The 12,532-nt window shown below is 37.9% G+C and carries 4 protein-coding genes and 1 pseudogene; 4 read left to right on the top strand and 1 reads right to left on the bottom strand.

Translation table 11 applies throughout. From position 1 onward, the window contains the following. The 3 genes from ACJJVN_RS00020 to ACJJVN_RS00030 all read left to right on the top strand — a co-directional run. Window positions 1-2,113 (top strand): gliding motility-associated C-terminal domain-containing protein (locus ACJJVN_RS00020; RefSeq protein ID WP_405376581.1); only part of this gene is annotated, 2,113 nt, incomplete at its 5' end. Window positions 2,114-2,160: 47 nt separating this feature from the next. Beyond that, complete coding sequence (locus ACJJVN_RS00025) at window positions 2,161-3,096, top strand: type IX secretion system membrane protein PorP/SprF (RefSeq protein ID WP_405376583.1); 936 nt, start codon at window positions 2,161-2,163, stop codon at window positions 3,094-3,096. Between the two features lie 23 nt (window positions 3,097-3,119). Beyond that, a complete protein-coding gene (locus tag ACJJVN_RS00030) occupies window positions 3,120-5,111 on the top strand; it encodes an OmpA family protein (protein WP_405376585.1) in 1,992 nt (663 codons plus the stop codon). 112 nt (window positions 5,112-5,223) lie between these two features. Here ACJJVN_RS00030 and ACJJVN_RS00035 read toward each other — a convergent pair whose 3' ends face one another. Beyond that, the gene (locus tag ACJJVN_RS00035; protein WP_405376587.1) at window positions 5,224-6,843 is read right to left on the bottom strand and encodes a peptide chain release factor 3; all 1,620 of its coding nucleotides are present in this window, start codon (window positions 6,841-6,843) and stop codon (window positions 5,224-5,226) included. A gap of 392 nt (window positions 6,844-7,235) precedes the next feature. Between ACJJVN_RS00035 and ACJJVN_RS00040 the strand changes: the two are divergent. Next, window positions 7,236-12,532 (top strand): annotated as a pseudogene (locus ACJJVN_RS00040) (hypothetical protein); the annotation flags it as partial.

Genomic DNA, 12,532 nt, shown 5'->3' on the forward strand with positions numbered 1-12,532 from the left:
CGAGCCTGGATTAGCAAACGTAGATGTAGAGATTACCGATTCAAATGGAAATGTACAAACTGTACCAACGGATGCGAACGGAGATTGGACAGCAACAGTTCCAGTAGGAGCTACCGATGTAGATGTTGATGAATCTACTTTACCTATTGGTTTAGATAATTTCACAACAGTAGGTTCAGATCCAGAAACAGTAAATGCGCTTGCAGGTACTAATGTTCCTACCTTGGATGATGGATATAATGATCCTATGGGTACAGTCAGTGGTACTGTTTACGAGGATGTTAATGGAAATGGAATTCAGGATACAGGTGAATTAGGTATTCCAGGAGTGGATGTGGTAATTGTTGATAGTGATGGTGTTACTCAAATAGTAACAACGGATATAAATGGTGATTGGTCAGCAATTGTGCCTGTGGGTAATACTTCGATTGACGTAGATGAATCTACGTTACCAATTGGAATTGATAACCTAACAACTGTATCTTCAGATCCTGAAACAATAATAGCGGTAGTAGGGGTTGATATTCCTAGTACAGATGATGGTTATAACGACCCTATGGGAACTATTAGTGGAACTGTTTATTTAGATGCTAACGGTAATGGTATACAAGATTCGGGCGAGTTGGGTATTCCAGGAGTGGATGTAATAATTGTTGATAGTGATGGTGTGACGCAAACGGTGGTTACTGACGCTAATGGTGATTGGTTAGCAACAGTGCCTGTTGGAATAGCTAACGTTGATGTAGATGAAAATACGTTGCCTGTTGGTGTAGATACACTAACTACTGCAAGTTCGGATCCAGAAAATGTTACAGCATTAGTTGGTGTCAATACACCTACTACGAATGATGGTTATGATGAACCGATGGGAACAGTAAGTGGAATTGTCTTTGAAGATACTAATGGTAACGGAGTTCAAGATGCTGGTGAATTAGGTATTCCTGGAGTAAGTGTTATTGTTGTTGGTAGTGACGGTGTTACACAAACAGTCGTGACAGATTCTAGCGGTGCTTGGACAGCAATAGTTCCTGTAGGAGATACATCAATAGATGTTGATGAGACAACATTACCGACAGGTGTAGATTCATTAACAACTATAGGATCAGATCCAGAGATGTTAACAGCAGTAGCTGGGATGGACACACCTAGTTTAAATGATGGATATATTATGCTGCCTGATAATGATATGGATGGTATTCCTGATGTAGATGATATTGATGATGATAATGACGGAATATTAGATGTACTAGAAGGTTCAGGCGACTCAGATAATGATGGTATTCCTGATTGGTTTGATCAAGATTCAGATAATGATGGTATTCCTGATAATGTGGAATCTCAGACTACTGATGGTTATATCGCTCCTAGTGGTGTAGATAGTGACGGTAATGGTCTAGACGACGCATACGAGTCAACTCCAGGAAGTGGTGAGGGTATTGATCCATTAGATTTTGATGGTGATGGTGTTCCTGATTACTTAGATGATGATTCTGATAACGATGGCGTGCCGGATAGTACGGAAGGCTTCGACTTTGACAATGATGGTGAGCCAGATGTATTACCTTCGGGAGCAGATGTTGATATGGACGGTTTAGATGATGCATTTGATGGTGATCTTGGTGGATACGAAGATCCTAATGGTGATGTTGTTATAGATAACCCTTCAACTGATCTTAATAATACAGATGGAGACTCTGAGCCAGACTATAGAGATTTAGATGACGATAATGATGAAATCGTAACTGGTCCTGATTCTATTGATGATGACTTTGATGGTGATGGTATTCCTGATTACTTAGATGAAGATGTAAGAGAAGTTGTTGTGTTCAACGCGGTTACTCCAGATGGTGATAACCAAAATGACTTCTTCTTCCTTCAAGGAATTGAGAATTTTGAGAACACAGTTCACATCTATAATAGATGGGGTGTAGAAGTGTATAACGTAGATAACTATAATAATGCAAATCGCGCTTTCAGAGGTGTTTCTGAAGGTAGAGTAACAGTTTCTCAAGGTGAGCAATTACCAGAAGGTACATACTTCTATGTTCTTAGTTATGTTGACGACCAGAATCAGACGATTGAAAAGGCTGGGTATTTATATATAAATCGATAAAATTCAAGTTCTGTCTTTAAAGACAGAACTTGTTTAATAAAAATAATATGAAGAAATTATTAACTTGTTTATTGTTATTCGCTTTCGCGAAAGCGGTTACCGCACAACAAGATCCTCAATACAGTCAGTATTCTTATAACCCAATAGTTGTTAATCCAGCTTATGCGGGAAATCGAGGAGTAGCTAGTATCGTAGGTTTACACCGTAGTCAGTGGGTAGGACTGGATGGAGCTCCTAGAACTCAAACACTATCATTTCACACACCTATTTCTAACAGTCGTGTTGGTCTAGGGTTGAGTATAGTTAATGATGAAATAGGGCCGTCAGATGAGACTTATGTAGCTGCAGATTTCAGTTATACGATACCAGTAGGAGACGAAGCTCGATTAAGTTTTGGTCTTAAGGGTGGTATTCATGTTCTTAATGTAGATTTCACAAAGTTGAATATCTTTAATACAGGAGATCCTAGATTAACAGATAACGTAGATAATAAGCTATCTCCTACATTAGGTTTAGGGTTGTATTATCATACTGAAAAATTCTATATGGGATTAAGTGCACCTAATTTATTGCAAACAGATCATTTTGATGAGAGCAATGATTCAGGAAGTTCAACTTATATTGCTCGTGAGAGAATACATTATTTTGCAACAGCTGGTTATGTATTGGACCTGAATGACGATATTAAATTTAAACCATCTACGTTAGTAAAGGTTGTTCAAGGTGCGCCATTACAGGTAGATCTATCAGCAAACTTTTTGTTTAATGAGAAGTTGACATTAGGAGCAGCTTATAGATGGAGTGCTGCGGTAACAGGTCTAGTAGGTTTTCAACTAAGTGATCAAATGATGATAGGATTTGCCTATGATAGAGAGACTACAGAGTTAGGAAATGCCGTTTTTAATGACGGTAGTTATGAGCTTTTCATGAGATTTGAATTATTTAACAGCTACGATCGTATCATTACACCTCGTTTCTTCTAAGAAAAATAAACACAGCATACATTATGTTTAAAAAACTATCCATACTAATCATTCTTTTTGCTTTCTCTTTTGGACATGCTCAAAAGGGTAAGTTAGATAAAGGAAATGAAAAATTTAAATCTTTAGCATTTATAGAAGCTCAGAAAATCTATTTAAAATTAGTAGAAGAAGGCTTTGCATCTCCTGAAATTTTAGCAAAATTAGGTGATACGTATTACTTCAATGACGAACTGCAAAAGGCGTATAAATGGTATAATCAACTATTTGAAGAATATGAGGATAATGCAAAACCTGAGTACTTTTTTAGATATGCACAATCTCTTAAATCGGTAAGTAGGTACGACGAGGCAGATAGATTGATGTCAAAATTCAATTCTTTTAAAGGTTTTGACGTTAGATCTAAGATGTATTCTGAAGAGCCTAATTATTTACAAATAATAGATTTTCAATCCGGTAGATTTGATGTGGTTAACACAAAAGGAATCAATAGTTATACGGTTGATTTTGGTCCTGCTTTTAATGAATCAGAAAGTCAGGTAGTGTATGCTACTTCTAGAGATTCTGGTTCTTTGGTAAGTAGAAGACATACATGGAATGATCAACCTTTCTTACAGTTGTATACTGCAAAGGCCGATGAGACTGGTAAATTAAGCTCACCTAAAAGATTGTCTAGTAATATCAATACTAAGTTTCATGAAAGTACTCCTGCTATAACTGCAGATGGTGAGACGATGTATTTTACTCGTAATAACTATGATAACGGTGTTTATAGACAGGATATTGATGGAATGAATAAGCTTAAGATTTTTAGATCTTATAAAAAGAATGGTAAATGGTCTAAGCCTGTATCTCTTCCTTTTAATAATGATGAGTACTCTGTGGCACACCCTGCCTTAAGTCCTGATGGAAAGCAATTGTATTTTTCTAGTGACATGCCTGGGAGTGTAGGTTATGATATAAATTCAGACTTTACTAAGTCAGATATTTGGGTAGTAGATATTCTTGAAGAAGGTCAGTTTAGTGAGCCTAGAAACCTTAAGAATGTGAATACACCTGGTAGAGAGACTTTCCCTTTTGTCAGTAAATCAAACACATTATATTTTGCTTCTACAGGTCATCAAGGTCTTGGAGGGCTAGATGTATTTGCTAGTTCAATAAGTCCTGACGGTAGTACTAGTAAGGTAATTAATATTGGTAAGCCTATTAACACTACTAATGATGATTTTGCTTTTATCATTAACGACGATACTAAAATAGGATACTTTACCTCTAATAGACCAGGTGGATCTGGAGATGATGATATCTATAGATTCATACAGTTAGAAGACCTTAGGGAAACTTGTGAGGTTCTAGTTACAGGTACCGTTACTGATGAGAAAACAGGAGAGCCTATGAATGAAGCTACTGTTATGGTAATGGATGCTAATAACAATAAGGTGGATCAATTAGTAACTGGTGAAAATGGTAAGTATGTTTTTAAACTAGAGTGTGGTAAACAGTATTTTGTGAGAGTTGAAAAAGAAGATTATTCGTCTGACGAAGATCTATTCTCAACACCTACAAAATCTGGGTTCATGGACGTGCCACTAGAGATAGAGACAGCACGTATAGCAGTGGCAGATTGTGATGATATAGGTCCTTTATTAGATATAGAGCAAATATATTTTGACTTTGATAGATTTAATATCAGAAAAGATGCAGCATTTGAGTTAGCAAAGATCAAAGTTTTTATGGAACTGTATCCACTTACTAAGGTCGAAATACGCTCTCACACAGATAGTAGGGCTCCCGACGACTATAATGATATACTTTCTGAGAAAAGAGCGCAGAGCACACGTAATTGGCTTATATCAAAGGGTATTGACGCTTCTCGCTTAACTGCCAAAGGTTTTGGAGAAAGAAGACTGTTAAATAGATGTTCTAACGACGTAGAATGTTCTAAAGAAGAGCACCAGCTTAACCGTAGATCAGAGTTTATCGTCACTGGTTTAGATAACTATAAAAACTGCGATTAATTTTCTAATACATTATCCTATTAAAAAAAGCTCTGAACTTGTCTAGTTCAGAGCTTTTTTTTGTTCTATTGTATGATAGGAATTCCGCTTTCGCGAAAGCGGAACTAATCAACTATACCAATGCCTCAGCAGCTGGCTCAAATTCAGATATAAAATGAAATTTGATACTAGGGTATTTCTGCTGTGTCATTTGCAACGAGAAAGAAGAGTCGGCTAGAAATACTAATTGGCCTCTTTTATCCTTACATAAAAATTTAGATTTTACACGTTTAAAATCAGTAAACTCCTCTGGTTTTGCAACGCTTTCATCTACCCAGCAAGCCTTGTGAACATTAAGGTTTTCATAAGAACATTTTGCGCCATATTCATGTTCTAGTCGGTATTGTATTACCTCAAATTGCAGTGCGCCTACAGTACCTATAACCTTACGGCCGTTAAGCTCTAGTGTAAATAACTGTGCAACACCTTCGTCCATTAATTGGTCTATCCCTTTAGCAAGTTGTTTAGACTTCATTGGGTCAGAGTTGTTAATGTATCTAAAATGCTCTGGTGAGAAAGATGGAATCCCTTTATAATGTAAGGTTTCACCAGATGTTAAGGTGTCACCTATTTTAAAGTTACCAGTATCGTGTAACCCTACTATATCCCCAGGAAAAGACTCGTCTACTATCTCCTTTTTCTCAGCAAAAAATGCATTAGGACTAGAGAATTTTAAGTTCTTATCCAGACGTATGTGTTTATAAGCCTTGTTTCTTTCAAAAACACCACTTACTATCTTAATAAATGCCAGTCGGTCCCTATGTTTAGGATCCATGTTAGCATGAATTTTAAATACAAAACCGCTAAATTGATCCTCCTTAGGTTCAACCAGTCGTTCTTCTGCCTTTTTAGGCCTAGGTTCTGGCGCTATTTCTATAAAACCATCTAACAATTCCTTTACACCAAAATTGTGTAAAGCACTACCAAAAAATACAGGCTGTAAATCCCCATCCAGGTATTCCTTTCTATTGAATGCAGGATAAATGCCGTCTACTAACTCTAGTTCATCTCTTAAAGTACTTGCTGCCTGCTCGCCTACTAGTTTATCCAGTTCAGTATCATTAATATCACTTATAGCTTTAGTCTTGTGTATTTCCTTAGAAGATGCACCAGTAAATAGGTTAATGTTTTGTTTATGAATGTTATAGATTCCTTTTAAATCATAACCCATACCTATAGGAAAACTGAGAGGAGTAACCCTTAGACCGAGCATCTGTTCGATCTCATCCATGAGGTCAAAGGCATCCTTTCCCTCACGATCCATTTTATTAATAAAAACGATCATAGGGATATTACGCATTCTACATACCTCGACTAGTTTTTTAGTCTGTTCTTCAACACCTTTTGCGACATCTATAACTACGATCACGCTGTCCACCGCAGTTAGTGTTCTAAAAGTATCTTCAGCAAAATCTTTATGTCCTGGTGTATCTAGGATATTAATCTTTATACCATCATATTCAAAAGCAAGAACAGAGGTAGCTACAGATATACCTCTTTGTCTTTCTATCTCCATAAAATCACTGGTAGCACCTTTTTTGATTTTATTGTTTTTTACCGCACCGGCTTCTTGAATCGCGCCACCATAAAGTAGTAACTTTTCAGTAAGCGTGGTCTTACCAGCATCTGGGTGAGATATAATTCCAAAGGTCCTGCGTCTTGCGACTTCTTTCTCAAATTGTTTCTTATTCATAAGATTACAAAAATAGAGAATAGATCTCGATCTGTAGAAATTTACTTTAGCAATATCCATCCTTATATCAGGAGTTAGCTACAAAAAGAATTTTTAGGTCTATATCGCTTTCGCGAAAATGGCTCTAACACAGTCATTTCGGTATGTTTTAAGCTAAATTCTATTATCAATAGGTGTAAGTTTATGTTGATTTTAAAATATTAATTCGTTGAATGGTATGATTGTAATGAATAAAACAAGAGCGTTCGTGTTTTTAATCGTTATAATATGTATTTAAACGATTGATAGTTAATTTAAAACTTAGTAAACACCCTTTTTTGTTTTTATTCTTAATTTGGTTTAATATATGTTAACGAATCGCATTTTCCGTTAACTAAAAAAAGATACTACCTATGGGAAAAATTACTCCTAGTTTAAAATTTGTTTTTGCTACGATAAGTAGACTTATTAGAACCAAGTCGTTCGTTTTTACTGCTATGTTTGTGTTGGCTTCTCATGTGGCTTATAGTCAGTGTCCAGGTCCGCTGGCAGATTGTGATGGAGATCTTGTGTTGAATCAAGATGATCTAGATGATGATAATGATGGAATTCTTGATAGTGAAGAATGTCCTTTCGTTGCTCCTACAGGTGGAGCTGTTGAAGCAGATGCAGTTTATTATACTAATGATAATGGTGTTCAGTTCTTTGTTATTGCAGGAAACACAAATGGATTAGGTTACTCCGAATCTGGATGGGATGTTTCTGTAACTAATACAGGTGCGACAATACAATCCGATTTAAATTTTTCTAATTCAACGTTCTCAATTGGCTCTGTCTCTGGTTCAAATGATGCAGTAGATCCGGTTGCAAATAATTATAACGTTGCTTCTACAACAAATCCTTCTTTTGTTTCTGGCGCTAGTGGGTCTGGATTATCAATTGAGCCTGGAAGAGCTAATTTAGAAGGAGATAGTGATCTAGAGTTTTCAACATTTATAAACTTTACCACACCTGTCTATGCTTTTGGGTTTGATTTAATTGATTTTATGGATCATGGTGCAGGTAATTATAATGATACTTGGCAGATTTATGTTGGTGGTGTTCTTTCTTACCAAATTGGTCCTGCTATTTCTGTTACTGCTGGTACTACCGGAACTTTTTTAGTTTTTGACGGTCAAGGAAATTCATTAGGTACTATAACAGCAGGGGAAAATATCGAATCATTTTTTGGGTTTATTAGTATTGCGCCTGTTTCTCAAGTAGAAATAAAAAGAAATTCAGTTTATAATGGTGTCGGTGCTGCTGGAGAAGATTTTCACGGTATTGATAGTTTTAGATTTACTACAGATGTTCCTTTTGATACAGATAATGATGGTGTTACAAATTGTTTTGATACTGATAGTGATGGTGATGGCTGTAGTGATGTTTTAGAATCTGGTGGATTAGATCCTGATGGCGATGGAGTACTTGGTGTACTGCCAACAACTGTTGATGGTGCTGGCCGTGTCACAGGTTCTGGGTCGGTAGCTGGAGGGTATAATGGGCTTAGTGGAAATGAGTTGAATGCGGTGCAAGTTAATGTTGCTGCTGGAAACCCTATGGATCAAACTGTGTTTGAGGGTGATTCTGTGAGCTTTACAGTATCAGCTAGTGCAGATGAAGCTACGTTTTATACCGGTGGTTCACCTACTTATAGTGTTCCTGGTAATGCGGATGGAGGTTTGAGCTATCAATGGTATATAGGTGATCCGGATTTTTCAGGAGTGCCTATTGCTCCTGGAGATACTAACTATAGTGGCGCAGACACAAATACTTTAACAGTTAATGACTCTTCTGGATTAAACAATACTGATTATTTTGTTGTTGTTAGTCATGATGAAAATGTGTGTGTGTCCGAAAATAGATCAGCAGTGTTAACATCTCTTCCAGATCCGTGTGATGCACTAGCATCTGGAAATCCAGATAATGATGGTGATGGTATTAGTGACAGTTGTGATCTTGACGATGATAATGATGGGATTTTAGATACAGAAGAAGGGGTAGCTGGTTTTGAATTAACCCCATTAAATGGTGCGCAATCTGTGAACAACAATACGCCATTTGTGATTTCTGGAACTGTAGGTTCTTGTCCTCCAGGGTTTGTAGAGGCTGGTAGTTCTACTGTATCGTTTGATTTTAGGTGGAATAATGGAAGTTCTGGTGCGGTTCCACGATCGACTTTAACTCTTTTTGTTGATATTGATGGTGCAGGTCCTCTACCAAATGAGCCATATTTTGTTGCTACAACGCCCTCTGGTGGGAATACTAATGCGGATGATGCAACTGATCAAGGTGGTGATGCAGAAATTATGGTTATGAATGGTGCAACTTTTACAAATTCTTTGCCTTCTAGTCAAGGACCTAATTTTGTTGATCACACCGCTTTTAATTCAAATATTGCAACAAATCCAGAGAGGTTTGCAGGAATAGTAGTGGCTTTGCCTTTTGGTCTTCCGGCTGGTGCTGTTGTACAGTTTGAACTTTTTATACCGGCGGATGATTTTGACATTCAGAATGGTGCTGCGTCATCAAGATGTTTTACTGATACAGATGGAGATGGTTTTTTTGATTCATTAGACCTAGACAGCGATAACGATGGTTGTAACGATGTGTTAGAATCTGGTGGAACTGATAATGATAACGATGGTATTTTAGGGGATACAGCAACTACAGTAGATGGTAATGGTCTAGTAACTACAGGAAGTGGAGATACTACTGGAGGTTATGATGGCGCAAGTGGTGCTGAGATAGTAGCGACTCAAGTTGTGGTAGATACTGCGCCTGTAAGTCAAACTGCTATGGAGGGTGATACAGTCACCTTTATGGTGGATGTTACCGCAACCAGTACTACAGACTTTGCAGGCTTTGCACCTAGTACGACTCCAGATTATAGTGGAGCGAGTGCTAGTGATGTTACGCCTGCTACAACATATCAATGGTATTTAGGTGATCCTAATTCTGGTGGGACTATGCTTGCTGGAGAAACTAATGCTAGCTACTCATTTACTGCAGCAGCTGCAGATAGTGGTAATCAATATTGTGTAGTAATTACACATCCTGATAATGTATGTATTTCAGAAACACAATGTGCAACCTTAACGATGGTTAGTGTTGACTCAGATGGTGATGGTGTGTTAGATGATGTAGATATTTGCCCTGGAGGAGATGATACTGTGGATACAGATTTAGATGGCGTGCCAGATTTTTGTGATCTTGATGACGATAATGATGGGATTTTAGATACTGTGGAATGTGGAGTGTTATTGCCAGTAGGAGTTACGGGAGTTGGTACGCAAACCATATCCGGACAATACGCAGGAGATCTATTTACTTTAGATTTTCAATTGGCGACTACTACTGTGAATCCGTTTGTTTTTCAACGTAGACCAACACTTATAGTAGATCCGAGAACCACGGAGCCAGTAACGCTTACTAGGCAGATAAGTGGGATAACAGAAGGGCTACAGGTTACTTGGGATGAAGGTGATAATGGTCGACCACAACTTGCTGGGTTGAGTGAAATGGATCTAACACTAACATTAGATAATTTACAGAATGGACAATTATCAAGCTTGAGAGTAGCAAGTGCTGCTCCAGGGACCACGTTTGCTGGGCAAAATGCAATCAAGGAAATAACTTTGACTTGGCCTGGAGGTACCTCTGCAGTGTTAAATGATCCTCTAGGTGAAATAGTGAGTCATGCAGATGGAGCTGTGATTTCCTCTGGAGATGTACTAAGTTTAAATTCAGGAACTCGTCAAATTCAGTTTTCTAGATGGACTTTAGATATCGACTTAGAAGGTGCTACGTATCCTTTTGTCTTAAATTACGATACTGATTCTAATGTGAATACAAATTTTGAAGGTTTTGCGTTTATCCCAATAGGTTGTTCAGATGTAGATGGAGATGGAGTTGTTGATTCATTAGATTTAGATAGCGACAACGACGGTTGTGATGACGTATTGGAATCAGGAGGTCTTGATCCAAATGGTGATGGAATCTTAGGGGCGATACCAACTACTGTAGATAGTGATGGACTAGTAATAGGAAGCTCTCCTGCAACTGGAGGTTACGATGGAGCAAACGGAAATGAAATAGTTGCAACACAAGTTAATGTGGTAGCAATGCAGCCTGCTGACCAAACAGCTACAACAGGTGAGTCTGCTACTTTCACTGTTACAGCAACCGCAGATAATTCGACTGGATTTACATCAGGTGTTCCAGATTATGGAACTCCTGGAAATGCAAATGCGGGAATTAATTACATGTGGTATATAGGTGATCCAGATACTTCAGGAACACTAATTAGTGCGTCAGATTCAAATTATAGTGGTGAAAATACAAATGCACTAACAGTTAATGATGTTACCGGTTTAGAGGGCACTGAGTATTTTGTTGTAGTAAGCCATGATGATAATGTATGTTTTACAGAAACACGTTCTGCTACACTTACTATCGCGCAGGCTGATGTAAGTATTGATAAAGTATTGGTCGATAGTAGTCCTTATTTAGTAGGAGATACAGTGACGTATACATTAACTGTAAGTAATGCAGGTCCAGATGAAGCAACAAATGTTGTAGTTACAGATATTCCTGATAATTTAACAATAACAAATGTATCTGGTGGTGCATGCACAGCATTTCCTTGTACAATAGCAAGTATTGCTTCCGGTGCTGCAAATGATGTAACGATAACAGTTACAGCAACAATTGATAGTGAGGGAGCCTTTTCAAATGGTGCTACTGTAGAAGCAGATCAAGATGATCCAGATACAGCTAATAATCAAGATCTATCAACAGACGCAAATAATCAAGGAACAGTTCCTAGTGTTGATCCAATAGCGCAAGATGATGTAAGCGTTCCGAGTACACCTGGTGATACGGTGAGTCTAGATCCGACAGCTAGTAATGGCAATGCTGCAGATGCAGATCCTGACGGTACCTTAGATGTAACGACTGTGAGTTTAGTAGTTCCAGCTGGAGCTACGATGGTACAGACAGATGCAGATGGTGATATTATTGGGTACACAGTTCCTGGTGAAGGAGTTTGGGAAGTTAATCCTGTAAACGGTGAAATTAGTTTTGCACCATTAGCTGGTTTTAATGATGATCCAACATCTCCTGCAACATATACTATAGATGATAATGCAGGAAATACTTCTAACCAAGCTACAGTAACAATAGATTATGTTCCTGTTGCAACTGCAGATGAGATTACAGGTGTTATGCTAGGGAATCCTGCAGTGATTGATGTATTAGCAAATGATGTTGATGGTGATCTTGTAGATCCTACTACAGTAATGATAATAGATCCAGCAAACCCAGGTGTTCCTGTGACAAGTTTAGTAGAACCTGGTGTTGGAGAATGGACTGTTGATCCTATGACTGGAGCAATTACATTCACTCCTTGTAGTGCAGCTGGAATACCAGATGTGAGTTGTACTGGATTGTACGAAGGTAGTCCGATGGATATTATGTACGTTGTAGCAGATGATGAAGGCAATGTTTCTGATCCAGTAGGTGTTAGTGCAGCCTTCGCTATTCCACCAATAGCAGATGATGAAGTTGTGTCTGGAACGATAAACACAACAGCAAACATCAACGTATTAGATGGCGATGTAGATCCAGATGGAGAAGACGCTAACTTAATGATAACAGCGATTACAGATCC

The organism is Nonlabens sp. Asnod3-A02 (assembly GCF_045063755.1).
Taxonomy (GTDB): Bacteria; Bacteroidota; Bacteroidia; order Flavobacteriales; family Flavobacteriaceae; genus Nonlabens; species Nonlabens xylanidelens.

Bases quoted from the DNA above. Each gene is read 5' to 3' on its own strand.
- ACJJVN_RS00025 (WP_405376583.1), top strand. From the start codon at position 2,161: ATGAAGAAATTATTAACTTGTTTATTGTTATTCGCTTTCGCGAAAGCG.
- ACJJVN_RS00030 (WP_405376585.1), top strand. From the start codon at position 3,120: ATGTTTAAAAAACTATCCATACTAATCATTCTTTTTGCTTTCTCTTTT.
- ACJJVN_RS00035 (WP_405376587.1), bottom strand. From the start codon at position 6,843: ATGAATAAGAAACAATTTGAGAAAGAAGTCGCAAGACGCAGGACCTTT.